The 25,429-nt window shown below is 60.3% G+C and carries 21 protein-coding genes, 1 tRNA gene and 2 pseudogenes; 13 read left to right on the top strand and 11 right to left on the bottom strand.

Annotation, left to right across the window (positions count from 1 at the left end; all coding sequences use genetic code 11):
• Positions 1 to 13 precede the first annotated feature (13 nt).
• The 5 genes from ABSE61_RS22300 to ABSE61_RS22280 are packed head-to-tail and all read right to left on the bottom strand — an operon-like array spanning position 14 to position 4,449.
• Complete coding sequence (locus tag ABSE61_RS22300) at positions 14 to 628, bottom strand: hypothetical protein (RefSeq protein ID WP_423873302.1); 615 nt, start codon at positions 626 to 628, stop codon at positions 14 to 16.
• Complete coding sequence (locus ABSE61_RS22295; RefSeq protein WP_423873301.1) at positions 625 to 1,473, bottom strand: ABC transporter permease; 849 nt, start codon at positions 1,471 to 1,473, stop codon at positions 625 to 627. The genes ABSE61_RS22300 and ABSE61_RS22295 overlap by 4 nt, the downstream gene beginning before the upstream one ends.
• The gene (locus ABSE61_RS22290; protein WP_423873300.1) at positions 1,470 to 2,288 is read right to left on the bottom strand and encodes an ABC transporter ATP-binding protein; all 819 of its coding nucleotides are present in this window, start codon (positions 2,286 to 2,288) and stop codon (positions 1,470 to 1,472) included. The genes ABSE61_RS22295 and ABSE61_RS22290 overlap by 4 nt, the downstream gene beginning before the upstream one ends.
• Positions 2,285 to 3,250 (bottom strand): YVTN family beta-propeller repeat protein, encoded by a 966-nt coding sequence (locus ABSE61_RS22285; protein ID WP_423873299.1) that lies wholly within the window; start codon positions 3,248 to 3,250, stop codon positions 2,285 to 2,287. Before ABSE61_RS22285 ends, ABSE61_RS22290 begins: the two co-directional genes overlap by 4 nt.
• Positions 3,251 to 3,267: 17 nt before the next feature.
• Positions 3,268 to 4,449, bottom strand: coding sequence for an ABC transporter substrate-binding protein (locus ABSE61_RS22280; RefSeq protein WP_423873298.1), 1,182 nt, complete (start codon positions 4,447 to 4,449; stop codon positions 3,268 to 3,270).
• Between the two features lie 120 nt (positions 4,450 to 4,569).
• On the opposite strand from ABSE61_RS22280, the gene ABSE61_RS22275 reads away from it, so the two are divergent.
• Positions 4,570 to 5,091 (top strand): DUF3280 domain-containing protein, encoded by a 522-nt coding sequence (locus ABSE61_RS22275; protein ID WP_423873379.1) that lies wholly within the window; start codon positions 4,570 to 4,572, stop codon positions 5,089 to 5,091.
• Between the two features lie 7 nt (positions 5,092 to 5,098).
• Here ABSE61_RS22275 and fghA read toward each other — a convergent pair whose 3' ends face one another.
• Together fghA and ABSE61_RS22265 are read right to left on the bottom strand one after the other, a co-directional pair.
• Positions 5,099 to 5,944 (bottom strand): S-formylglutathione hydrolase, encoded by an 846-nt coding sequence (fghA, locus tag ABSE61_RS22270; RefSeq protein ID WP_423873297.1) that lies wholly within the window; start codon positions 5,942 to 5,944, stop codon positions 5,099 to 5,101.
• 31 nt (positions 5,945 to 5,975) lie between these two features.
• Positions 5,976 to 6,596, bottom strand: coding sequence for a response regulator (locus tag ABSE61_RS22265; RefSeq protein WP_423873296.1), 621 nt, complete (start codon positions 6,594 to 6,596; stop codon positions 5,976 to 5,978).
• A gap of 171 nt (positions 6,597 to 6,767) precedes the next feature.
• Between ABSE61_RS22265 and ABSE61_RS22260 the strand changes: the two genes are divergently transcribed.
• The gene (locus ABSE61_RS22260; protein ID WP_423873295.1) at positions 6,768 to 8,126 is read left to right on the top strand and encodes a histidine kinase; all 1,359 of its coding nucleotides are present in this window, start codon (positions 6,768 to 6,770) and stop codon (positions 8,124 to 8,126) included.
• 173 nt (positions 8,127 to 8,299) lie between these two features.
• Here the strand turns inward: ABSE61_RS22260 and ABSE61_RS22255 are convergent.
• Positions 8,300 to 8,635, bottom strand: a pseudogene (locus tag ABSE61_RS22255) (response regulator); the annotation flags it as partial.
• A 216-nt stretch (positions 8,636 to 8,851) separates the two neighbouring features.
• On the opposite strand from ABSE61_RS22255, the gene ABSE61_RS22250 reads away from it, so the two are divergent.
• Positions 8,852 to 11,308, top strand: coding sequence for a TonB-dependent receptor (locus tag ABSE61_RS22250; protein WP_423873294.1), 2,457 nt, complete (start codon positions 8,852 to 8,854; stop codon positions 11,306 to 11,308).
• A gap of 462 nt (positions 11,309 to 11,770) precedes the next feature.
• A pseudogene (locus ABSE61_RS22245) lies at positions 11,771 to 11,905 on the top strand (cold-shock protein); the annotation flags it as partial.
• Positions 11,906 to 12,231: 326 nt separating this feature from the next.
• Here the strand turns inward: ABSE61_RS22245 and ABSE61_RS22240 are convergent.
• A tRNA-Asn gene (locus ABSE61_RS22240) sits at positions 12,232 to 12,306 on the bottom strand.
• Between the two features lie 276 nt (positions 12,307 to 12,582).
• On the opposite strand from ABSE61_RS22240, the gene ABSE61_RS22235 reads away from it, so the two are divergent.
• From ABSE61_RS22235 to ABSE61_RS22210, 6 genes are all read left to right on the top strand, one after another.
• Positions 12,583 to 13,248 carry a protein-L-isoaspartate O-methyltransferase family protein gene (locus tag ABSE61_RS22235; RefSeq protein WP_423873293.1) on the top strand — a complete coding sequence of 222 codons (666 nt, stop codon included), beginning with the start codon at positions 12,583 to 12,585 and terminating at the stop codon, positions 13,246 to 13,248.
• Between the two features lie 205 nt (positions 13,249 to 13,453).
• On the top strand, positions 13,454 to 14,860 hold the full coding sequence (locus ABSE61_RS22230; protein ID WP_423873292.1) for a TolC family outer membrane protein: 1,407 nt from the start codon (positions 13,454 to 13,456) through the stop codon (positions 14,858 to 14,860).
• A 362-nt stretch (positions 14,861 to 15,222) separates the two neighbouring features.
• Positions 15,223 to 16,005 (top strand): PopZ family protein, encoded by a 783-nt coding sequence (locus ABSE61_RS22225; RefSeq protein ID WP_423873291.1) that lies wholly within the window; start codon positions 15,223 to 15,225, stop codon positions 16,003 to 16,005.
• Positions 16,006 to 16,148: 143 nt separating this feature from the next.
• The gene (locus ABSE61_RS22220) at positions 16,149 to 19,019 is read left to right on the top strand and encodes a valine--tRNA ligase (protein WP_423873290.1); all 2,871 of its coding nucleotides are present in this window, start codon (positions 16,149 to 16,151) and stop codon (positions 19,017 to 19,019) included.
• 15 nt (positions 19,020 to 19,034) lie between these two features.
• Entirely contained in the window at positions 19,035 to 19,430 is a 396-nt protein-coding gene (locus tag ABSE61_RS22215) for an NAD-dependent epimerase/dehydratase family protein (RefSeq protein WP_423873289.1), read from the top strand.
• Entirely contained in the window at positions 19,402 to 19,785 is a 384-nt protein-coding gene (locus tag ABSE61_RS22210; protein WP_423873288.1) for a hypothetical protein, read from the top strand. The genes ABSE61_RS22215 and ABSE61_RS22210 overlap by 29 nt, the downstream gene beginning before the upstream one ends.
• On the opposite strand, the gene ABSE61_RS22205 is transcribed toward ABSE61_RS22210, so the two are convergent.
• Positions 19,761 to 21,329: a glycoside hydrolase family 17 protein gene (locus ABSE61_RS22205; protein ID WP_490338375.1), complete on the bottom strand. Its 1,569-nt coding sequence runs from the start codon at positions 21,327 to 21,329 to the stop codon at positions 19,761 to 19,763. The genes ABSE61_RS22210 and ABSE61_RS22205 overlap by 25 nt on opposite strands.
• 232 nt (positions 21,330 to 21,561) lie before the next feature.
• Here ABSE61_RS22205 and ABSE61_RS22200 point away from each other — a divergent pair, with 232 nt between their 5' ends.
• Positions 21,562 to 23,001: a GH1 family beta-glucosidase gene (locus ABSE61_RS22200; protein ID WP_423873286.1), complete on the top strand. Its 1,440-nt coding sequence runs from the start codon at positions 21,562 to 21,564 to the stop codon at positions 22,999 to 23,001.
• 31 nt (positions 23,002 to 23,032) lie between these two features.
• Here ABSE61_RS22200 and ABSE61_RS22195 read toward each other — a convergent pair whose 3' ends face one another.
• Complete coding sequence (locus tag ABSE61_RS22195) at positions 23,033 to 23,635, bottom strand: DNA-3-methyladenine glycosylase (protein ID WP_423873285.1); 603 nt, start codon at positions 23,633 to 23,635, stop codon at positions 23,033 to 23,035.
• A 98-nt stretch (positions 23,636 to 23,733) separates the two neighbouring features.
• Here ABSE61_RS22195 and lipA point away from each other — a divergent pair, with 98 nt between their 5' ends.
• Together lipA and ABSE61_RS22185 are read left to right on the top strand one after the other, a co-directional pair.
• Positions 23,734 to 24,693, top strand: a complete 960-nt coding sequence (gene lipA / locus ABSE61_RS22190; protein ID WP_423873284.1) for a lipoyl synthase — start codon at positions 23,734 to 23,736, stop codon at positions 24,691 to 24,693.
• A gap of 4 nt (positions 24,694 to 24,697) precedes the next feature.
• A complete protein-coding gene (locus ABSE61_RS22185) occupies positions 24,698 to 25,162 on the top strand; it encodes a type II toxin-antitoxin system RatA family toxin (protein ID WP_423873283.1) in 465 nt (154 codons plus the stop codon).
• The last annotated feature ends 267 nt before the right edge of the window (positions 25,163 to 25,429 follow it).

Raw genomic sequence — 25,429 nt, 5'->3', positions numbered from 1 at the left:
ATGCGGCGGGACTCTATTCGATCTCCTGCTGGATGGTGCGGCCGAGCGCGAATAGCCGCTGATCAATTGCAGTCGGCACGTCGCAAACGAATTTTACCACGCGACGACGGTCTTCAAAAATCCGCGTTTCCCAAACGAGCTGATTGCCAAGCTCCTCGATCTTGGGCTGGTCGGGCGGCGTAACGTCTTGGAGTGCTTGCAACGCGATCGTATCGGTGCGGATTTTGTCGGCGGCCTGACGCTGCTTGCGAGTTACCCGCTCGAGTCCGCCCATGACAGAAGATCGTTCGGCATTGAGCTGTTCGAACAGACCGGCAAACAACAGCTTGCCTGTCGGTATTTTGTCAGTCCCGGGCGCGGAAAGAAATTCCGTGATCACCTTTTGGGCATCATCGAGTGGCGTCTTCCTGGCCGCTGCCTTTTCGACCAGCGCGCTGACTTTGGGATCGTTTTTCCATTTCTCCTCGGCATCGCCGAGCGGGGGACCGGCCCATACCGCGGCAAGGGAGATTTCCGGTACCTTGGCCTGCGCGCAGGGCCAATCCGGATAGCGCGGATCTGCGGCGAGACAAAGCTGCGTCGATGCGATACCTGCGAATAATGCTCCGATTGCAGCGCGCGAAATCATGCCTCGCCTCCCGCGAGCCCGCGGCGGGCCAGTCCTCGCGATGGATCATAGGCGAAAATCGCGCCGATCATGAAGGCCGCGGTACATCCGCCGACCACCGCCAGCGAAATCCAGTTCATTTGCCCATACAGGGCAAAACGGATCAACTCGACAGCGTGAGTAAACGGATTGAACTGGCACACATAGTAGAGCATGGGGCTGCCCTCCCGAACCCGCCAGAGCGGATAAAGCGCCGACGAAGCAAAGAACATCGGAAAGATCACGAAGTTCATCACGCCGGCAAAATTCTCCAGCTGCTTGATGCCGGAGGAAATCAGCATGCCCAGCGCGCCGAGCATCAGCCCGGAAAGGATGAGCGCCGGCAACACGGTTAAATACCCGATCGGGGGCGGCGCGATGTCCCAGAACCAGGCGATCAGCAGGAACGCATAGACCTGCAGCAAGGAGACCGCCGTGCCGGCGAGCAGCTTGCAAAACAACAGATACCAGCGCGGTAGCGGGCTCACCAGCAAGGTGCGCATGTTGCCCATCTCACGGTCGTAAACCATGGAGAGCGAAGACTGCATGCCGTTGAACAGCTGGATCATCGCCATCAATCCCGGCGCGATGTAGACCTCGTAGAGGATGTACGTCTCATACGGAGGAATGATGGATATACCGAGCACCTGCCGGAATCCGGCGGCGAAGATAAAGAGCCACACCAATGGCCTTACCAGCGCCGAGACGAACCGTTCGCGCTGATGGAGGAAACGCAGGGCCTCACGCCATACGATGCCATTGAGGCAGATGACATATTCCGCAAAATAGAAGCCGCGGCGCGTCCGATCGAGGGTGACGGATGTCATGGGGCGAGGCTCCCGGACTTGGCACCTGTCAAACGCATAAAAGCCGTGTTGACGTCGCGTGCGCCAGAGTCGTCCAGCACGCGCGTGACCTCTCCGTTTGCGAGGACGCGACCCTCGTGCAGAACGACGAGGTTGTCGCTCGGAATAACCTCGTCGAACAAATGGGTCGCCCATAGAACGCCGATGCCTTGCTCGGTGACGAGATGGCGGACATGGCCAAGGATGTCGGCACGGGCCTTGACGTCGAGCCCAACGGTCGCCTCATCCAGCAACAGCAGCCGCGGCCGGTGCAGCAGCGCGCGTGCGATCTCGAGTCTGCGCATCTGCCCGCCCGAGAGATCACGTACCTTGCTGCCAGTGCGGTCGGAAAGGCCAATGCGTGACAACACCTCGTCACCCCTCAAGCGGGCATCGCGCCGGCCGATGCCATGCAAGGCGGCGTGATAGAGCAGGTTCTGCATCACCGAGAGATCGAGATCGAGCGTACGGGGCTGGAACACCACGCCCATGAGCCGCAGGGCTTCGCCCGGCTCCCGACGGATATCGTGGCCGAAAATCCTAATGCCGCCGGCCTGAATTCCGAACAGCCGCGTCACAAGCGAGAACAAGGTGCTTTTTCCGGCGCCGTTCAGGCCGAGCAAAGCCGTAAAACTCGCGGGCGCCACGGTGAAATCGACGCCGATCAGCGCGCTTCTCGCACCATAGGAATGGCTGACGGCAGAGATCGAAAGCGCCGGAGTCGTCGCCGCTTCGCGCCCGACAGGTTTGTCCGGAAGCGGGGAGGCGACTACGCTCGGTGGGTCGGATATTGTCATGGCGATATTGTCACGCCCCACGGAAGCTCGCCGACCTGTATCGTCTTGACAACCTTTTGTGCGGCGACATCGATCACGGATACGTCGTTGGAAACGCCGTTCGTCACCAGCAGATATTTTTCGTCCGGCGTGAACGCCAGGTGCCAGACCCGCTGCCCGACCAGCAGATATTTGGTCACAGCATGGTTTGCGGCATCGACCACTGCCACGCGGTTGGCCGGGCCAAGCGCCACAAACGCGGTCTTGTCGTCCCTGGTCATGGCGATCCCGACCGGCTGGATGGCCTCGCTCCGTAGTCCGGGAATATCGAAGGTGACCTTGCCAACAACAGCATGTTTGGCGGGATCGACGATCGAAACCGTGCCTCCGATCTCGGAGGAGACCCATAATTCGGAACCGTCGTGCTTGAATTCGGCAAAACGTGGCCGCGAGTCGACCAGCACATTGGCGACGATCTCACGGGACGCGGTGTCGATGAAATGCGCCATATTGGTCGTCTCGGAGGTATTGATGAGGATCTTGCCGTCCGGACTGACCGTCATTCCCTCCGGTTCGACGCCAACCTGAATATCGCCAAGCCGTGTCCGCTTCTGAATATCGATGATGGTGACGGTGTTGTCGTTCTCGTTGGCGACATAGAGAATCTTGCCGGCGGCATCCTGCGTAAACAATTCGGGGTCGGGGCCGGAGGGCAGGGTGTCCACCACTTGCTGGGTTTTCGTGTCGATCATCTGGATGGTGTCGTCGTCACCCACAGCCACCATCACGAATTTTCCGTCGCGGGTGAACTCGATGCCCCGCGGCCGCTGACCGACCTTGATCGTCGCCGTGATGGTCCATTTGTCGGTATCGATGACCGAGACGGTGTTGCCTTTTTCATTCGAAATATAGGCGGTGTACGCCCAGGCCTGACTCGTAGCCGCGAGCCACAGCGCCGATAGGGTAAGCAGGGTAGCGCGCATGCGCGATCTCTCCGCTGTCATTGCAGTTTGCATTTGGTTTCGGGCCTGTCGATGCCGAGCGTATCAAGCTCGGAGTTCTGGTGCAGGAAGCCCTCTTGCGGTGACACCGACACAACCATGCGGCCGTCGGCGAGCAGGATCGGCTGCCGCAGCTGCAAATTCCAATCCCGTAAAGTCAGCCGCTGGCCCTTGAAAGCACCAATGGAAAAGTCCTTTCCCTTGATAAAGCTGAACACGGTCTTCGGGTCGCCGGAATTGGTGCGCGAGGTTGCTTCGCCAACGATACGCGCGGCCGTCCAGGCCTGCATGTCCAGCGCGGTCATGTGCCGCGAATTAAGTCTGACGAAACGGTTCTGGATCTGGACGGCGCCCCACTGGTCGTGCGAGGCGTCCCAGCTTATCGGCACCAGCCCCGCCGAACCCGCCACCGGCCGCGGGTCCCAGGTCCGGTAGGGTAGATAAGAGCCGAAGACTTCGCTCTCGTCCGCCGCTATGAGGACGTCATAAGCAGGCGCTTCTTGGGTAAACACCGGCATTTGACGCTGGATTAGCGTCACGCCGCTATCGGTCCGGCGGGCGCCGCCGGTGTCTTCGAAGGTTCGCTCTTGCACGATCTTGGCGCCGAACCGGATCGCGGCGCGGCGCAGGGCATCGGCATAAAGCTTGTCCTTGTCATGCGAGCCCACCACCAGCAACCAGCGTTTCCACCGCTTCCAGACCAGATATTGCGCAAGCGCGTCTGCGAGCATCGAGCGGGTAGGCGCCACATGGACGACATTGGCGCGGCAGTCCTGCTCGCGCAGGCGGTCGTCGATGGTACCAGCATCGAGCAAAACGGTGCCTCGATCGCGTAGCGTATCGGCAACTTTCAGCAATTCGTCGGCCGGCAGGTCCGCGATGATGAAGCCGTCATGGTCGGCGAGCGAACCAGCCGCCGCTGCGACGTCGTCGTTGTCTTTGAGCTTTACTTCCGTCAGCGTGAAATGCTGGTTGAGAAACTTGCCAGTGGTGTTGTTATCCTCGATGGCGAGGAGCGCACCGGCCACGCCGTCATTGTCGGCCGGCAGCGCAACCAGCGACAACGTCGATTTGACGCCGGCATGGCGGAGATAGCCGATGCCGATCTCGATGGGTTCGGCCGCCAGCGCATGGGTAGCCATAACGCTTAAGCCGATTGCGCCAATCAACCCTCGGAGCATTCGTTTCCCTTGCGGTTCCCGCGAACGGAGAACTCTTGTCTTGAACCAAGACCAGATTGTCGTAGCTTGCAAGCCTACTTTTTGCCGTTACATCGTTGCTGAATTTTCCGGATCACGATGATGAGATCGCTTGCGGTGCTCGCACTGTTATCGCTGATGAGCCTGGCGCCGGCGCACGCGGCCGAGCCGCCCCGGCTTGCCGTGTTCGATCTGGAGATGGTCGATACCAGCCTTCAGGACCAGACGCGCGGGCTGCGCGCGGACGACCGTGACCGGCTGCAGCGGACCAGTGACCAATTGCGAAAAGAACTGGGGGAGTCCGCCAAGTTCCAGGTCGTTGACATCTCTCCGGTGAATGTTGCGGCGCATCAGAGCAATATGCAGGCTTGCGGCGGTTGTGACGTGAAGTTGGCGCAGCAACTTGATGCTGATCTGGAAATAACGGGCGTTGTACAAAAAATTTCCAACCTGATTCTAAATATCAGGCTGTATCTGCGGGACGCTCACACCGGACGACTCCTCGTCGCGGTTAACGCCGATATGCGCGGCGACACCGACGAGTCCTGGTCGCGCACCATACGCTATCTCGTTCATGAACGATTGCTCGCGCTGAACTACGGCGCGCCGCAGGCGCGACAGTAGGGTGCATTTAGGCTTTCAACCGCTGCGCATGCCAGTGAAGATGATCGCCCATGAAGGTGGAGATGAAATAATAGCTGTGATCGTAACTGCTTTGTCGGCGCAAGGTGAGGGGCATGCCGGCCTTATCGCAAGCGGCTTGCAGCAATTCAGGGCGAAGCTGCTCGGTCAGAAACGGGTCGGCATCTCCGTAATCGACCAGGAATTCGCGGAATTTGGCGCCGTCCTCGATCAAGGCGACGGTATCGTGCTTACGCCACGTCGCCTTGTCGTTGCCGAGATAGCCGCCGAGGGCCTTGATGCCCCACGGCACCTGCGACGGGGCGACAATCGGCGCGAACGCGCTCGCCGCACGATAACGGCCGGGATGACGGAGCGTAATCGTCAGCGCACCATGACCGCCCATGGAGTGCCCCATGATCGATTGCCGCCCGGTATCGACGGGAAAGTGCTCCGCGACCAGCCTGGGGAGCTCTTCAGTCACGTAGCTCCACATGCGGTAATTGCGCGAGAAAGGAGCCTCCGTGGCGTCAACATAGAAGCCCGCGCCCAAGCCGAAATCGTATGAATTGGCGGGATCGCCCGGTACGCCTTCACCCCTTGGACTGGTGTCGGGAGCAATGAAGATCAGCCCATGTTCTGCGCACGCGCTACGAAACTCGCCTTTCTCCGTCACGTTGGCATGGGTGCAGGTCAGCCCGGACAAATACCAGACCGCCGCGAGTTTCGTGCCCTCGCGGTGCGGAGGGACGTAAACCGAGAAGGTCATCTGGGTCTGGGTCTGTTCGCTGGCGTGCCGGTACACACCTTGGGTGCCGCCATAGGACCTATTCAGCGAAACCGTTTGCAGGGTCATGCTCTTGCGGCTCCAGCTTCATGTATTCCCGTCAAGCCACGCCACTCTCGATGGCAAGCCTTACCAGCTCCGCGGAGGTTCGTACGCCGAGCTTCTGGCGAATGATCGATGAGGTATTCGCGACCGTCTTGTAGGGCGAATGAACCAGCCACGCGATCTCGGAAAGGCTCTTGCCAGCGCTCAATAGCCGCAGAATTTCCATTTCGCGCGAGCTGAGCTTCGACAGCGGATTGCTGGCGACCCCGGGACCGGCAAAGGCCATGCTTCGTGCCAGCTCGGGCGGCAAATAAACGCCGCCTTTTCCCACCTCACGGATCGCATCGACCAGATCCTGCGGATCGCCGGTCTTGGAAACGAAGCCCTTGGCCCCGACCTCGATGGCTCGACCGACGAAGACCGGATCGTCATTCATGCTGAACATGATGATGCGCGCGCCAGCGTCTTGCGCCAACACGCGGCGCGCCAATTCGAAGCCGGATACCGTTGGCAGGTTGATATCGATCAGGCAGATGTCGGGATGTTCGCTTACGAAGATACGTTCCGCAGTTTCCGCATCGGGCGCTTCGAGAAGGACAACATCCGGCTCGTCGGCGAGCACGGTGCGGCAGCCGGACGCAACGATCGGATGATCATCGGCGATCAGAATGCGCATATCTCCGCCCTATAATTTTGTTGTTGCGCCGCATCATACGAAAGCCGGCGCAGGAAAATCAATCCGCCATGCAACTTGGGCGACAATGCGGTACGTTTCAATTAGACAGACGCACGTTCTGCCTGTCAACGCTACTGATGAGGAACTGAAATCGGCGCGATGGGTATCGTCATGTGGCAGAGATTATCGTTGCGTTCCCGTATCAATTTGCTGATGGCGCTGGTGCTGACATTGGGTCTCGCCGTCAATGTGACGCGGCTGGTGCTTGAAGCCGGACCTCGTGTGCAGGCCGAAGATCAAAGCGTAACGCGGCTGGCGCGCGAATTTGTTGAAACCATTGTCGCAAGTCTGAACGCGGCGCCCAACCCAGAGGAGCGGCTGGATCAGATCGTTCAAGATCTCAAGCGGCTGCGCCATGTCAGTATCACGTGGCAGACTGATAACAGCACTCCGGCTGACATTCACGAAGAGGAGGATGATGCGCGTTCGGTGCCCGGCTGGTTTGTCGCGCTTGTGCATCCCCGAACGACTTCCGTGAGCGTACCGGTTTCGCTCCACGGCAAGAACACGGCGATTGTCATCACCTCGATCCCGAACGACGAGATCGCCGAGATCTGGGATGGGGTACTGACACAGCTTGCAGTCGGTTCGGCAGTCGCGCTGGCACTGTTTCTGATCACAATGGTCGTCGTCGGCCGCGCGTTGGCGCCGTTGGAAACACTTTCGCAGGCGATGAGCGGGATCGAATCCGGTTCCTACGGTGTCCACGTCGAGCCCGGCGGAGCGCCTGAACTCGCCGCGATCTGTACTAAAATGAATCGCCTCGCGGAAACGTTGGGGGAAGCGATTGAGGAAAAGCGACGGCTCGCCGAGAGCGCGGTATCATTACAGGATGGCGAACGCGAGGAGATCGCGCGCGAGCTTCATGACGAGTTTGGGCCGTATTTATTTACTCTGCGAGTCCACGCTGGCGCACTGATGCGGCTCACAAAGGCCGGGTTACCCGACGCGGATGGGGTACGCAAACACGGCGGCGCGATTCTAGACCAGATCAACGATCTCCAGCAATTTACGCGCAGGATCTTGGAAAGGCTGCGTCCGGTCGGGCTTGCCGAACTCGGATTGCGCGAAGCGCTCGGGGCCCTCCTGCGGTCGTGGAACGAATCCAATCCCGAGGTCGAGATCGAGACGATGATTTCGCGTTCGCTCGGCGAAACCGGGGAAACCGCCGATCTGACGATTTATCGCGTCGTGCAGGAAGCGCTGACCAATGTCTTCCGCCATGCCAGGGCGACAGCGGTAAATGTCAGCATCGAGCCCGCCGAGCGGCCTGCGGGAATAAAGGGCAACCGTGACTACGCCCTGGTTCGGGTGCGTGACAATGGTTGCGGCTTGAAGCCTGGCGAAAAATTCGGGTTCGGTTTGACCGGAATGCGCGAGCGAATATTGGCATTGGGTGGAACACTGACGGTAGCTTCGGGTGAGGGCGGCGTCACCATCGAGGCGATGGTTCCCACGCAAGCGGTATAGCTGCGCTTTCTAAACGTCCAACCCTTTGGCGACGCTGGATGTATCCTCGTCCAGCAGCATATCCAGAATCTGTTGGTCCCTCGGTGAGAGGGCTTTTTGTCAAACGCCAGATTGAGAGCGAGCTGAGGATCAATATAACGACGACCTGATCGCGTCTGCTCCACCGCCTTCGCGAACTCGTGAACCGGCGAGTCCTTCATCACGTAGCTAGTCGCGCCGGCCTCGATAGCCGAAAGGAAGCTCCTGCGGTCAGACCTCATGGTGAATATCAGTATTTTGGCGGTACCTTCGTGGGAGCGGATGCGCCTTGTTAGGGCAATGCCATCGGGCTGTGCCCTATGGAAAGTTAGATCAATGACACACAAATCAGGCCGGTGATCTATGAAGGCCTTAAAACCCGACTCCACGTCGTCGGCAGCAATGACGTTTTCAAATCCGATCGACTCAAACACGTGACCGCAGGCTCTTGCGATCAAGGGATGATCGTCAACAATAAGTATCCCGCTCAAGTCTTGCTCCTCTCTTGTCTCCGCGAAAGCGGTGGGATGACTTCAAGGCTGCACTTTTACCAAAGGTTCTTATGGCGGAAAAATTCCCGCTTTGCTGTCGGGAAAATTCCCGAATAGTTCGGGACTTTTTGCGCGTGCGCATCCCTAACCCAGGGATAGGATCGACAGTCCAAACCGGTGGGGAAAAAGGCCGGAACGGAATGGGGAGTACAGTAGATGCGTATTCGGGGCCTGCTTATTGCGTCGCTAGCGGCGGCGACCGCTATTACCGAGAGCGAGCAAGCTTGCGCGCAAGATTCGCAAAACAAGGGCAGCTATACCACTGAGCTGCCATCGGTCGAGGTTGCTCCGGCGGAGACCGGTGCAAGATCCGTGGCCAGACGTCCCCGAACGCCGGCTCAGCCAACAACAGCGGCTCGCCAGCCGACAGTGACAAGACTTCAGGTCTATCCAACAACGCCAGCTTCCACGCCAAGCACGGCGTTGGCCGTCGACAAGGTCCCCTCCAGCATCAACTTTGTAAATACTCCTGAAATTCAGCGCACCAATTCCCTTAACGTCATGGACGCCCTGCAGCAGAACGTAGCAGGGGTCAACCTCAGCAACGTCGCCGGAAACGAGTTCCAGTCCAACCTCGAGTTCCGTGGATTTGTCGCATCGCCCGTCTCGGGTAAGCCGCAAGGATTGGCGGTCTATCAAAACGGGGTCCGTATCAACGAGGCGTTCGGCGACACCGTCAATTGGGACCTGATCCCGACGGCGGCGATCAAGTCGATCGCGGTCGTGACGAACAATCCGGCCTATGGCCTCAACGCGCTTGGCGGCGCCGTCACCATTCAGATGAAAGATGGCTTCAACTATCACGGTGCCGAGGTTGACGTGATGGGGGGCGCATTCGGTCGTCTCCAGAGTTCGCTGCAATGGGGCAATCAGATCGGCAATTGGGCGGTCTACGGCGCCCTGGAAGGCGTGCATGACGACGGCTACCGCAATTTCGGTACCTCGGATGTCCGACGCTTCTACGGCGATATCGGGTATCGATACGATGGCAACGAAATCCATCTCAATATGGGCGCCGCCGACAACAGCTTCGGTGCGGCTGCGACGACGCCCCTCGAACTGCTGCAGACATATTGGGGCGCGACTTACACGACGCCACAGACGTCCACCAACCAGGTCGGCTACCTGAACCTGACCGGGAAGTTCGAGGTTACGCCCACCTGGACCATCGACGCCATCGCTCACTATCGCGCTTTCAGCCAGCGGACGCAGGACGGAAATCCGACGGGGACGCAGCCTTGCGACGCCGACGCGACATTGCTTTGCTACGGCGACGGCAGCACGCCGGCGAAGGGGCTCAACGGCCAACAGCTTTCCAATCCGTTCCCCGCAGGTGCAATCCTGGGCGAAAACGATCGGACATTCACCACTTCGAACACCGGCGGGTTCTCGCTGCAGGCGACGAATAGCGACCAACTGTTCGGCCATGATAATCGCTTTGTCGTCGGCGCAAGCTTCGATGCCAGCGTCACGCATTTTGGAGCCAGCGCCGAGCTCGGAACGATCGATACCAACTACGTCGTCAGCAGCAGCGGGATATTTCTCGGCACGTCCGGCGTGCCCATTGCGGACGGTCCGGTCGGACTGCGTTCGACCAACCAGTATACCGGACTTTACGCGCTGGACACTTTCGACGTCACCAAGGCGTTCTCGATCACCGCGGGCGGCCGCTTCAATGACGCCCGTATTTCCCTGCAGGACGAGACAGGCAGTGCACCTGCACTCAACGGCAACGAAGCCTTTGACCGGTTCAATCCGATCATCGGTGGCACCTACAAGATCATGTCAGGTCTGACCGCCTATGCCGGTTATTCGGAAGCCAACCGGGCGCCGACCCCGCTCGAACTCGAATGCGCCAATCCGAATATGCCTTGCATCATCGCGACCTTCCTGGTCTCCGATCCGCCGCTAAAGCAGGTTGTGTCGCACACCTACGAGGCCGGTTTTAGGGGGACCAAGGATCTGAGCTTTGGTACGCTTGATTGGAAATTGGGCGTATTCCGCGCCACCAATACCGACGACATCCTCGCGATCCCCTCGTTGGTGCAGGGCTTCGGCTATTTCCAGAACGTCGGTGATACGCGCAGGCAGGGTGTCGAGGCGGAAGCGAACTTCAAATCGTCCAGATGGCAGTTTCACGCCAGCTACGCCTTCATCGACGCGCGCTTCCTTGACTCGCTAACGCTTGGTTCGAACAGTCCGTTCGTCGACGCGAACGGCAACATCCAGGTGTCGCCGGGCAACATCATCCCGGCGATCCCACGCCATCGCATCAAGGCCGGGTTCGATTATGCAGTCACCGACGCATTCAAGATTGGCGGCGACGCGCTGTGGGTCAGCAGCCAATATCTGGTGGGCGATGAATCCAACCAGTATCCGCAATTGCCGTCTTACGCCGTCTTCAACGTCCACGCTTCGTATCAGCTCGACAAGACGTATCAGATCTATGGCCGGATCGATAACCTCTTCGACAATCGCTATTATACGTATGGCGGGTTCTTCGATACGACCGAGGTGCCGAACTTCAACACAGGCAATCAGTTTGCGAACCCGCAATCGCTCAGTCCGGCCCGTCCACGCGCTTTCTATGCCGGCCTGAAGGCGACCTTCTGAGATAATCGCCCGTAATGCATGCGCTTGCCGTTAGAGCGGTAGTCGAATCGCCAATACTTCGCGTCCGTCGCAAAGTGCGATCTTTCCGACAAAGACATCAAGCCGGTTCTGAGGCTCAAGCACGACGAAGTTGGCCGTTTCTGCGAAGCGCAAGGTGTCAATTTCGGATGGCTACTCGAAGGCATCGGGCCGATATTCAAGGTCCGGGCACCGCGGTGAAGCGCCGGCGGCGATCGATCAGAAAGCGCAACCGGCTGCGGCTTTTCGCACCTGCCAGATGACTAAGGCGATCGTAACTTGGGATTAACTGCCAAGGCCCATCTTCGTTGTGACCTTCTACTTGGTCACGCGTATCGATAGAGCCGTCGCTGACCTCAACCACAGCGACGGCTTTTGCTTGCGAAGCCCTCGAAGGGCCCTAAACTGCCCCCGCGATCATAAAGGGAGTGCGGACGTGGCGACGGCAAAGATGTATTCGTGCACATCTCAGCCGTCGAGAAAGCAGGCCTGAGCAGCCTCAATGAGGGTGCCAAGGTGAGCTACGAAGAGACGGAAAACCGCGGAAAAACATCCGCGGAAAATCTACGGGTTGGCTGAAGCGTGGAGCAGGGCGCGGGGCTTCGGTCCCGCGCCTGTCACTTCAATGGGTCGGCCAACCTCGCCTTGTTGATCAGATATGAGACGAGCGCCGAACAGGCCCCGGTCATAAACAACGCATCCGTCTCGTCGACTTTCGGCGCGTCCGCTTCAATTGCGCCGGCAACGGCTCGGCACCCTCGGCTTGGGCGAATGTCAGTTCCCGTCGGCGCGCGATTTCATCGTCGTTCGACATCGCGATGCTCAAGTTTCAGCGCAACGTGTTTGCAGACACTATGTAGACACAGCGGTTTTCGAGGATTTTAAGTTTCGCGGTAACTGATTGGTGGCTCCCCGGGCTGGATTCGAACCAGCGACCATTCGATTAACAGTCGAATGCTCTACCACTGAGCTACCGAGGAATAGGCGAAGCTGGGTGTTCGCTGGGCGGAGCGTATAACAAAGCCTCCGAGGCTTGCAAAGGACCAAATAGGGTGGTTTTCGCAGGGCTTGAATGGCGCCGGAGCGCTTTCGGCCGGGCTAAGCGGCGCTTTCGTACCTTTATACGGCAAAAACTCCGCCCCTAGGTCACTTCCCGCGCCAGTCGTCATGTTGCGTTTTGACAGGCCTTGTATCAAAGATGGCGCCGATTTTTCCTCATTCTCCGCGGCCATGACCGCTTGCCACCGGGGTCTCCAATGTCCGATTTCTCGACCGCGCGCCAGAAAATGGTCGATGGCCAGGTGCGTCCGAGCGATGTCACCGACAACCGAATCATCGATGCGATGCTCGCGATCCCGCGTGAAGCATTCGTTCCGGAGGCGCAGCGTTCGCTGGCCTATCTGGACCTTGATATCGATGTCAGCGCAGGCGGCCCGGCCAAGCGCTTCCTGTTGCGGTCGGCGGCAACGGCTAAAATGATTCAGGCCGCTGAAATCAGCGAAACGGACGACGTCCTGGTGGTGGGATGCGCAACCGGCTATCTGGCGGCTTTGGCAGCCCGTCTGGCCCGGCGGGTCACGGCGACCGAATGTGATTCCGCGCTCGCGGCAAAGGCTGCGGCAGCTTTGGCCACGCTTGCTCTCGGAAACGTGACGGTGAAGTCGGCGCCGGTCGCTGACGGCGATTCGGCCGGCGCGCCGTTCGACGTCATTCTGCTTAATGGTGCCACCGAAATCGTGCCCGAATCCCTCTATCGGCAGCTGAAGGAAGGCGGTCGCTTGGTCGGGGCTTTTGCTTTGACCGCTCCCCAGCGGGCGATGGTCGTGACCCATTCGCACGACGACTTCGGGCACCGGGCGCTTTTCGACACCGCGATACCGGTATTGCCGGGTCTTGAGCGGCCTCCGGCCTTCGTTTTTTGACGCGAGGTGGCTTTCCGGATCGCCGGGGCCGTCAAGTGTGGCCCGGATGCCCCATCTGCCGAGTTTCCCACCGTCCCCGCCGTTCGGGGGGTTCCTTCGCTCTGGCGTCACGAATAAGGTGTGGCGTGGGATATCTGTTTGGAATGACTTGATGACCCGGTTCAAGGGCTGTGGAACCCGGGACAGAATGATTGGAATATCTGGGATGTACGGGGTGAAGGTCGTTACCGGGGCTGCGGCGACGGTACTTCTTTTGGCATTGGCAAATCCGGTGCCGGCTTTGGCCGACACGATCGAGGCCGCGTTAGTGCGCGCCTACCAGAACAATCCTCAACTCAACGCGCAGCGCGCAGCAGTCAGAGCCACCGACGAAAACGTTCCGCAAGCCTTGTCCGGATATCGGCCGAAGGTCGCCGTGACCGCGAGCGCCGGCTATCAGTACACCGACCTGAACTCCACGTTCGGCGGCACGGCTACACAAATCGTCCGCTCCGAGGTTCACGGCACCGATCCACCGCGGTCGGCTGGTCTCACCGTGACCCAGACTTTGTACAACGGCAATCAAACCGCCAACAAAACGCGCATGGCCGAGAGTCAGGTCTCCGGTGCCCGTGAGGGTCTACGCGTGCTCGAGCAGACGGTGCTGCTGTCGGCAGCCACGGTCTACATGGACTACCTGCGCGATTCGGCCATCGTCGAGGTGAACCGCAGCAACGTTCGCGTTCTCGATCAAACGCTGAAGCAGACCCAGGACCGCTTCAATGTCGGCGAAGTAACCCGCACCGACGTTGCCCAGTCGGAAGCGCAACTCGCGGCCGGCAAGACGCAGCTTCTGGCGGCCCAAGCGACGCTGACGACAACGCAAGCCAATTTCCGCCGCATCATCGGCAACGAGCCCCAGTCGCTGGCGCCGGGCTCGCCGGTCGATCGGTATCTGCCGGCGTCGCTTCCCGCAGCGGTCGAACTCAGCCTGATCGAAAATCCGAACGTGACCGCGGCGATGTTCGGTATCGACGTCAACTTTCTCACCGTCAAGGTGAACGAGGGCGCACTGTTGCCGACGGTCACGTTGCAGGCGTCGGTGCAACAGGCCTATGAGCAGAGCCTTCAGGTCTTCCGCACGTTCGGGGCTTCCGCGATCGCGCAGGTTTCGATTCCGGTTTATCAGGGCGGTTCGGAATATTCGTTGATCCGTCAGTCCAAGGAATCGCTCGCGCAACAGCGTCTGGTTCTCGAACAGACCCGCGATCTGACCCGCGCCAACACCGTGACGGCTTGGGGACAGCTGGTGGCCGGCAAGGCCCAGGTAACCTCGGCCCAGTCGCAGGTGACGGCGTCGGAAATCGCACTCAACGGCGTGCGCGAAGAAGCCAAGGCCGGGCAGCGAACCACGCTCGACGTGCTCAATGCCCAGCAGGCGCTGGTCAACGCGCGGGTCGCGCTCGTGACGGCGCAGCACGATCGCGTCGTGGCTTCTTATAGCGTGTTGTCTTCGGTGGGGCGGCTGTCGCCGCAGGTCCTCAGTCTGGCGACCCAGACGTATGATCCCAGCGTGCATTACCAGCAGGTGCGTGACAGCTGGTTTGGCGTTCGTACACCCGACGGCCACTGATCGTAGCCATGCTGTTGCAAGATCCGGCTAGGCTATGGCCGGCTTGTAGCATTGCCGACTTCCGCTTCTCGCCGCACCGCCCTCGGGCCTTCCATAGGCCATGGCGTTGCTTGCAATCATTTATCGCCCTGACGTAGCGTTCTTCGAGGCAGCAGGGCGATTCGCACCGCATCGGATTTTTTTGGGCGGAATGTCGGCGTGCCGGGCGGGGCAAAGGTCGTGCGATGTGTCGGACGGCGTTTGTCTGGGGACAAGTCGGGTCGGCGCGATGAATTTCCGAACCGGTCTATTCGGAACCAGCAAATACCTGCCTCGCTTGGTGTAAAAACGCTTTCGAGGGCGTTGATGAGGTGGGATCGGAAATGACGCAGCCTGCAAAGGTTCAGGAACCCTCGATGGAGGAGATTCTGGCGTCGATCCGGCGCATCATCGCCGATGACGAGGCGAAGCCCGCGGCTGCCGAAAAGGCCGCACCACCTCCACCAAGTCCTCAGGCTTCAAGTCCTCCGCCTCCAAGTCCTTCGCCCGCAGCTGCAGCCGCCAAGCCGGAGAAGCCTGCGCCGGCTCCCGCCGCGCGCGCGCCTGTCGCGCCGCCGCCGGCGGCTCCTGCGCCAGCAAAAGCCGCGGCTCCGCCAGCGCCGCCCCCGGCGCCAGCCCCCGCAGTGAGCAATAGTCAGGACGATATTGACGCGCTCCTCAACGGGCTGGACGAAGCCACGACCCCGGAAGAAATCCGCCCTGCCGCGCCTGAGCCCGAGCCGGAGGCCGATGTTTTAGACCTTACCGATGAGATGGCGTTGCCCGATCCGGCGCCTCAGACTGCCTTCAGGAAGGTAGAGCCGCCGGACGATCTCGAGTTCACCGAAACGGCGGCCAAAGCACCGCTGCGTGACATGGCGTTCGATCTGCCTCCGCCAAGCCCGATGGATTCTCCACCCATTCTGTCGCGTTCGACGGTGTCGGCGGTCGAATCGGCGTTCAACAGCTTGGCGCACACGGTGTTGAGCAACAACGCGCGGACGCTGGAAGACCTGGTCAAGGAAATGCTGCGGCCGATGCTGAAATCCTGGCTCGATGACAATTTGCCAGGACTCGTGGAGCGCATCGTCAAGGCCGAAATCGAGCGGGTTTCGCGCGGGCGCTGACATGATCGCCGGAACCGGCCAATTGCCGGTCGCGATTTCCGCCATTACATCGACTTTATGCCTTTGGCCGGCCTGACAGTGTGTTGACTTGGCACGCCGGGGCGGCTTCTTAGCCCGTTCCAGGTCCCCCGAATGCAGCCGTCATGATCGAGAAAAACTACCAGCCCGCCGATATCGAAGGCCGTATGTCCGTCATTTGGGAGGACAGCCGCGCCTTCAGTGCTGGACGCCCGGAACGGCGTGATTCCGCGCCCTTTACCATCGTGATCCCGCCGCCCAACGTGACGGGGTCGCTGCACATGGGGCACGCGCTCAACAACACCTTGCAGGACATTCTGTGCCGTTTTGAACGGATGCAGGGCCGCGACGTGCTGTGGCAGCCCGGCACCGATCACGCCGGCATCGCGACCCAAATGGTGGTCGAGCGGCAGTTGATGGAACGGCAGCAGTCGGGCCGCCGCGACCTCGGCCGCACCAAGTTCCTGGAACGCGTCTGGCAATGGAAGGCCGAAAGCGGCGGCATTATCGTCAATCAGCTGAAGCGGCTTGGCGCCTCCTGTGACTGGTCGCGAGAGCGTTTCACGATGGATGAGGGCCTCTCGCGGGCTGTCGTCAAGGTGTTCGTGGAACTGCACCGTGAGGGTTTGATCTACAAAGACAAGCGGCTCGTGAACTGGGATCCGAAGCTGCTCACCGCTATTTCCGACCTCGAGGTGCAGCAAACCGAGGTCAAGGGCAGCCTGTGGTATCTGCGCTACCCGATCGAGGGCAAGACGTTCAGTCCGGACGATCCCGCAAGCTTCATCGTGGTTGCCACCACACGGCCCGAGACCATGCTCGGCGATACGGCCGTGGCCGTGCATCCCGACGATGAGCGCTACCAGCATCTCGTCGGCCAACATGTGATTCTGCCATTGGTCCGTCGCCGGATTCCGATCGTCGCCGACGAATATTCCGATCCGGAAAAAGGCTCGGGCGCCGTCAAGGTGACGCCGGCGCATGACTTCAACGATTTCGAAGTCGGCAGGCGCCACAACCTGCCGCAGATCAGCGTGCTCGACAAAGAAGCCTCGCTCGCACTTGTCGGCAATGAAGACTACCTGCGAGGACTGCCCGAAGGATCGGACGGGCTTGCAGAAGAGTTGAACGGCCTCGACCGTTTTGTTGCGCGCAAGCAGATCGTGGCGCGGATGGAAGATTTCGGCTTCCTGGAGCGGATCGAACCGAACACGCACATGGTGCCGCACGGCGACCGCTCCGGCGTCGTGATCGAACCGTACCTGACCGACCAATGGTACGTCGACGCCAAGACGCTGGCCCAGCCGGCGATCGCGGCCGTGCGCAACGGGACGACGACCTTCGTTCCGAAGAATTGGGAAAAGACCTATTTCGACTGGATGGAGAACATCCAGCCCTGGTGCGTCTCGCGCCAGCTTTGGTGGGGTCATCAGATTCCGGCCTGGTACGGTCCGGACGGCAAGGTATTCGTCGCGGAGACCGAAGAAGAAGCTGTTGGCAATGCGCTTGGCTATTATGTCGAGCAGGAGGTCATCACCGCCGAGCAGGGGCGGGAGATGTCGCTCGACCGCAACAAGCGCGAGGGTTTCATCACCCGTGACGAAGACGTGCTCGACACCTGGTTTTCCTCCGCGTTGTGGCCGTTCTCGACGCTTGGCTGGCCCGACGACACCCCGGAGGTGAAGCGCTACTACCCGACGAATGTTCTGGTCACTGGCTTTGACATCATCTTCTTCTGGGTCGCACGCATGATGATGATGGGTCTCCATTTCATGAAGGAGGCGCCGTTCTCGACGGTCTACATCCACGCACTCGTCCGCGACGAGAAGGGCGCCAAGATGTCGAAGTCGAAGGGCAACGTCATCGATCCCCTGCACCTGATCGACGAATACGGCGCCGATGCGCTGCGCTTCACGCTGGCGGCGATGGCCGCGCAAGGCCGCGACATCAAACTTGCGGCAAGTCGTGTCGAGGGCTATCGCAACTTCGCGACCAAGCTATGGAATGCCTGCCGTTTCGCGGAAATGAATGCGTGCGCCGCGCCTACCGCTTTCGATCCAGCCAAAACCACGCAGACGTTGAATCGCTGGATCGCGCATGAGACGTCACGCGCCACGCGTGAGGTGACCGAGGCCATCGAAGCCTATCGTTTCAATGATGCTGCCGGCGCAACCTATCGCTTCGTCTGGAACGTCTATTGCGACTGGTATCTGGAATTGGCAAAGCCGGTGCTGATGGGCGAGGACGGCGAGGCCAAAGCAGAAACCCGCGCGACGGTGGCTTGGGCGCGGGATGAAATTCTCAAACTTCTCCATCCGTTCATGCCATTCATCACCGAGGAGCTCTGGGCGGTCACGGCCAGCCGCGAGGGTCTGCTCGCTTTGGCGCCATGGTCGCGCAAGGTAAACGAGTTGACGGTCGACCAAGTGGCGCTGATGGCGGCGGCGAGCCCCATCGAACCGATGCCGGCGCTGGCTTTGCCGGTGGTCGACACCGCCGAATTCACCGATCCGGCCGCCGAGGCCGAGATCGGCTGGGTGGTCGATCTCGTTACCGCGATACGATCGGTCCGCGCCGAAATGAACATCCCTCCGTCGACGCTGACTGCGCTCGTGCTGTCGGGGACATCGGCGGAAACCAAACAGCGCGCGCCACGCTGGAGCGATGTTATCAAACGGATGGCGCGGCTCTCCGACATTTCTTTTGCCGACCGGGCGCCAGAGGGATCGGTGCAACTGTTGGTCCGCGGCGAGGTTGCTTCATTGCCGCTCAAGGGTGTGATCGATCTATCGGCGGAAAAGGCTCGCCTCGACAAGGAACTGGCCAAGGCGGACGCCGACATCAAACGGGTCGATGCGAAGCTCGCCAACGAGAAGTTCGTCGCCAACGCGCCCGAGGAAGTCGTCGAAGAGGAAAAAGAAAAGCGCGAGGCCGCCTCTGCCCGAAAGGCCAAGATCCTGGAGGCGCTGGAGCGCCTGAAAAGCGCCGCGTCGTAATACGGAGCGCCACCGATGCAGATTTTCCTCGCAGGCGCGACGGGTGTTGTCGGGCGGCTGTTGGCTCTCCTGTTACGGGACGCAAAGCACGATGTAACCGGCACAACGCGTGACCCGGAAAAAGCTATCCGTCTGCAAGCGCTGGGCGTCGAGCCGGTCGTGGTTGATGCGTTCGACGCGGATGCTTTGGCCCGAGCGATGGCGTGTGCGAAGCCGGACGCGGTTATCCATCAGCTCACGGACTTGCCAAACGCGCCGGGTACGCCGGGTTATGCAGCCGGGCAGGAGGCCAATCGGCGCCTGCGTATCGAAGGCACGCACAATCTGATGCGCGCAGCGGTGATGACCGGCGTTGGCCGGGTCATCGCTCAAAGCATCGCCTTTGTGTACGCGCCGGGCGAGGGGGCGTGAGGAAAACGATCCCCTCGATATCGCCGCCGAACCACCGCGTCAGTTCACGGTGCAGGGCATTCTCGCGCTCGAGCGCGAGGTGTTGCAGACATCGGGTGTTGCCGGGGTGGTGCTGCGTTGCGGCTATTTCCATGGCCCGGATACTTGGTACGCGACGCCGCCCAAGCCGCCGTCAATCCATGTGGATGCGGCGGCTCATGCCGCACTGCTCTCGCTCGACAAGGGAAGCGGCATTTACAATATCGCCGAGGATGGTGGCGCCGTATCGTCGGCGAAGGCGAAGCGCGAATTGGGATTCGATCCAGCGTTCCGAATTCGAGCGCGGCTTGCTCAGGAGTTCGAAGGTTGGGGCTGAGCGATCGCTTCTTTGCTGCGGACGCCGTACATCGCTAGACCGAGCAGAATATAGGCGCCGGAGGTCCAGCCCGCTTGCCAGTTCTGGGGCCCCTCGATGAAGACGATATAGAGCGCGCTGAAAAAGAAAATTCCCGCAAACACCGTCTCGGCGATGGGGCGAGCGCCCGCTTTGGGCCGGTTCAGCCATGACAGCGACGCCAGCGGCACCGCCGCCATGGTCAGCGAGGCGAAGGGGAGATCCTGCCAGCGCGGATCGAACACCGAGCCCAAGGCAGCACCGGTTGCGATCACGGCGATCGCGATCAGGACGATGCCGAGGGCAAATGTAGGGAATGACCGGGGCCTGTTCTCGCCCGGTCCCATCAATTCCACAAACGCAGGCAGCGAACGGCCTGACATCAGGGCAATGGCGCACAGCAGCGGTGCGGCAGCCGCGGCCGCCAGTAGCGTCCCCCATCTGAGCCAACCGCCCAACCCGAAGCTTTCATACGTCATCTTGTCGATCGCGATCCCCAGCAGGATTCCGGCAACGGTTGCCGAGATGCTTACGGCGATCCACGACGAGGAGCGGGGTTTCCATGGCTTTCCCCGCTGGCTGGACCAGGCCGCCGCGAAAACGGAGATCGCCAATATCATCCCGCTTCCCATCAGCAGTTTCCACAGTGGGTAGTTGCTGATGGCAATGCCAGGTGGATATTTCAGGGTTTGATGGTCGGCATCGAACAGGCCCCAGTTGCCGCCCACGGTGCCTTCCCAATACCGTTTCCAGGATGCATCAAAGGCCTCGATCAGGTTGACGCGAAAGTTGTCGCGCCTGGCAACCTCGAGGATTTCAGAGATCACGCGAGCCTGGTTGATCCGCGACGGAAGCGCGCCCTCGCGCATGCGTCCCATGCTGGGCCAGCCGGTTTCGCCGATTACCACTTCCTTGCCCGGAAAAGCGAGGGACACTTGCTTGTGGACCGCGGCGACCTGTGCGGCCGCATCCTTGGCCTGGCTTGGAATATCGTCCCAGTAGGGCAGGACATGGATCGTCACGAAATCCACGGCATCCTGAATCTCCCGGTAGCGAAGCCAATATTCCCAGACTTCCGCGTAGGTCACCGGCACCGTGACGCGCGCTTTGACCGACAACAGAAGCTGGCGAAGATCGGACGGGGTCATGTCTCCATGCAACAACACCTCGTTGCCGACGATGATTGCGGTGATCGTATCCGGATATTTATGCGACAGCGCGATCGCGGTCTCGACAAGCTGTGCATTCTTGAAGCGGTTGTTGCCGATCCAGATTCCCAGGAGAACCTTTAGCCCGACCTGCGATGCCAGTTCGGGCACCTTGTTCAAACCGTTGTCGACGGAATAGGTACGGATGCAGCCCGATATTTTGGAAATTTGCAGCAGGTCCTCGCGGATTTGTTCCGCACTCACTTCCAGCGTGGGATTCAGCGGCGTCTGGTCGTCGCGGAACGGCGCGTAGGATACGCATTCGAGCTTGGTGGCCGCGTCGATCGGGGCGCGCGCGAGCGTAACCGGTTCGGCCAGCCACCACCAAACCGAGGCAATGATCGTTAGGGAAATCAGCAGAAGCGCCAGCGGCGCGCGAACGGCAATTGGTTCTATCCTCCAGAAGACTTGTCGATTATGGTCCAGCCGTTCATGGTAGAACGCAACAGGGGTCGTGATAGCAAATTGCTTTCACCAATAAAGGCCGGCCCGTTCAACAACAAGTGACGTGATGTTTTTCAACGGATTTTCCCGGCGACGGTTTGCCAAAATGGCAGCGTGGTCAGCCCTCGGAATCCCGACCATATCTGCCGAAGCCGCCGAGGGTACCTCAACCTCGGCGACCCAATTTCCAACCAATAGGCCGGCCACTTTTCCGCCGGACTTTTTATGGGGCACGGCGACGTCAGCCTATCAGATCGAGGGTGCGGTCAACGTGGACGGTCGCGGCCCGTCGATCTGGGATCGCTTCGTTCACCTCAAAGGCAAGATCATCGACCACAGCACCGCTGACGTCGCAAACGACCACTACCACCGTTACAGAGAGGACGTTCAGCTCATCAAGGAGCTCGGCGCCAAGGCCTATCGTTTTTCGATCGCGTGGCCTCGCGTGTTTCCGGAAGGAACGGGAATGCCGAATCCCAAAGGTCTTGATTTCTATCAGCGGCTCCTCGACGAACTATTGGCCAACGGCATCGAGCCGTTTGCGACGCTCTATCATTGGGATCTTCCGCAGGCGCTTCAGGATCGCTACGGCGGCTGGAGGTCGCGCGACACGTCCAAAGCATTTGCCGATTATGCCGGATATGTCGCTGAGCGCATCAGCGATCGCGTCAAGCACATCTTCACGATCAACGAGTGCGCGAGGATGGTTCAGGCCGGCTTTGGCACCGGCATCGATGCGCCGGGGCTTATGTTGCCGCAAAAGGAAATCAACAAGGTTCGCCATCACGTGGCGCTGGGTCATGGCCTTGCGGTGCAGGCTATCCGTGCGCATGCGCGAGCTGGGACAAAGGTCGGTCCGGCCGAGAACATCGAGATTTGCATTCCGGCCATCGAAACTCCGGCCAATATTCGCGCGGCAGAAATCGCCACGCGCGAGCTTAATGCAGGTTATCTCACCGCTATCCTGGAAGGGAAATACACCGACGGTTTCCTGACCTATGCCGGCGCCAATGCGCCGAAGTTTACCGCCGAAGACCTCGCCGCCATTTCATCGCCGATCGATTTCGTCGGGCTCAACGTCTACATGCCCAACCAGTATGTCGTGGCAGGTGAGAACAGCAACGATTTTGCCCTGCTGCCGTTCGCGGCGACGTACCCGCATATGGATTCAAACTGGCTCAGGATCGGCCCCGAGGCGATGTATTGGGCGCCGCGTCATGTCGCCAAGCTCTGGAATGTGAAATCGATCCATATCACCGAGAACGGAACGTCGGCAGCAGACCAAGTGAGCGCGGACGGCAAGGTCTACGACGTCGATCGGATCATGTATCTGCGCAACTATCTGACGCATCTCCATCGCGCGACGTCCGAAGGCGTGCCGGTCCAGGGCTATTTCGTCTGGAGCCTGATGGACAATTTCGAGTGGGCGGATGGCTACGACAAGCGCTTCGGACTGTACCGCGTCGACTTCCAGACCCAACGCCGCACGCCAAAACTTTCGGCCTCGTACTATCGGGAGGTCATCCAGCGCAACGCCGTGATGTGATCCGGCGGGGCTGCCGATCGATACCGCCGATCTAGTCAGCGAACGGTTTCGAGACGAATTTCGAGCCTTTCAATCCGTAGCGCCAGGGCAGGTCGACCGCCTTGGTGAGGCCGATCCGCAAGCCGGTGACGACGTCGGGCCTGGCAGCGGGCGCATATAGCGCCATCGGGGGCTTGTCGAGCGGCAGTCCGTTATGGGTGTGGGTGATGCCGAGTGCTTCCGTCAGCTTGCCCGGTCCCGAACACAGCGATCGCTCGTCATGAAGGCCGCGCCGGCGCCGCATCGCCGCGATGCCATGGGTCGGCTCCAGCGCCCGGATCAGGACCGCGCTCGCGGAGCCCGCTTTTTCGCAGACGAAATTGACGCACCAATGGATGCCGTAGGAGCGGTAGACGTAGACGAAGCCGGCCGGCCCGAACATCACGGCATTGCGCGGCGTCATCCCGTTGTAGGAATGCGCCGCAGGCTCGGTGTGGTGATAGGCCTCGACCTCTACGATGATCCCCCCGACGCCGTCGACCAACAGGGTCACGCCGATCAGGTCGGGGGCAACCTCAAGCACGCGTCGGTCAAAAAACGCTCTTTTGAGCTGCTTACCGAGTTTTGGGCTGCTTCTAACGGAATTTGGGGGCATGGGATGGTATGCTAGGTATCTGTGCCGGCCAAAGCGAGCGGTTGCGGTTCGCGGTCCACCGGATTAGCTAGACTATTAGGAAAGCTTACGGATTCCCCATGGTCGTCATCGTCGATACCGTCTCCCCCACGTCGGTGCGCCCGCGTCACCCCGAAAAGGCGAACCGGCCGGACGCGCTGTCGCCGCCGAAGCCGGACTGGATCCGCGTCCGCGCCCCCACCACGCGCGGATATGCCGACACCCGCAATATCGTCAAGGAAAACGGCCTCGTCACGGTTTGCGAGGAGGCGGGTTGCCCGAACATCGGCGAGTGCTGGGACAAGAAGCACGCCACCTTCATGATCATGGGCGACACCTGCACCCGGGCGTGCGCGTTCTGCAACGTCAAGACGGGGATGCCGGGTGCTCTGGATGCCAGTGAGCCGGCGCATGTCGCGGAAGCCACCTTTAAATTGGGATTAAAGCATGTCGTGGTCACCTCCGTGGACCGCGACGACCTTGCCGACGGCGGAGCGCAGCATTTCGCAGAGACCATCGGCGCGATCCGAGCGCAATGCCCAGACACGACCATCGAAATCCTCACGCCCGACTTCCTGCGCAAGGACGGCGCGCTCGAGATCGTGGCCGCAGCAAAGCCCGACGTGTTCAACCACAATCTTGAAACAGTGCCGTCGCGATATCTGAGCGTGCGGCCGGGCGCGCGCTATTTCCATTCGATCCGCTTGCTGCAACGGGTGAAGGAAATCGACCCGACGATTTTCACCAAATCGGGCATCATGGTCGGCCTCGGCGAGGAACGTCATGAGGTCTTGCAGGTGATGGATGACCTGCGCTCGGCGGATGTGGATTTTCTCACCATCGGCCAATATTTGCAGCCGACGCGAAAGCATCACGCCGTGATGCGCTACGTGACGCCGGATGAATTCGCTGGCTATGAGAAGGTCGCCTATGCCAAGGGCTTCCTGATGGTGTCGGCGAGCCCGCTGACCCGTTCCTCGCATCACGCTGGCGAAGATTTTGCGAGGTTGCAGGCGGCGCGCGCTGCAATATCCCGCTAATTCAATGCCAAGTTTTTCCAACAAGCGCCGGGTGCTTCACAGTGCACCCGAGATGTTCGACCTCGTCGCCGACGTCGAGCACTATCCTGAATTCGTGCCGCTCTGCCAGTCGCTGAAAGTCCGCCAACGGACGCCGAAGCCGGACGGCACAGAGATCGTCGTGGCCGACATGACGGTGTCGTTCAATCTCGTGAAAGAGGGCTTTACCAGCGAGGTGACGCTCGACCGTCCCAATTTGAAGATCACCGTGCGCTATCTGCGCGGGCCGTTCTCCAATCTGGAAAACCGCTGGACCTTTGAGCCGAAGGGCGACAACGCCTGCGATGTCGGTTTCTTCATCTCCTATGAATTCAAGAGCCGGATGCTCGCGATCCTGATGGGCTCGATGTTCGATGCGGCCTTTGCGCGGTTTTCGGCCGCCTTCGAGAAGCGCGCGGATGTCGTCTACGGAAAGCGGGCGTCCCAGTAGGTTTGTTCGGCCTTCGTCGTCGTGGCACGCCTAACAAATCCTTCGTCATTCCGGGATGTGCCGCTAGGCGCAGGCCCGGAATCCATTGAGCCGCAGACGCGCCGGGAGAAATGGATTCTCAGGTGCGCAATTGCGCACCGTAGCTCGCTCGCTTCGCTCGCGCCCCGGAATGCCGACGCGTGTTGGACCCCGATAAACCTGTCAAACAGCGCACACAAATCAGCCTTCCCGCGACGCGAACCGCGCCCGAGCTGTTGGTTCAGTCAC

The sequence above is a fragment of the Bradyrhizobium sp. genome, from assembly GCF_049519115.1.
In the GTDB taxonomy this organism is placed as follows: Bacteria; Pseudomonadota; Alphaproteobacteria; order Rhizobiales; family Xanthobacteraceae; genus Bradyrhizobium.
Note: the sequence above shows the minus strand (reverse complement) of the source record. Positions and strands in the feature narration are given on the sequence as shown.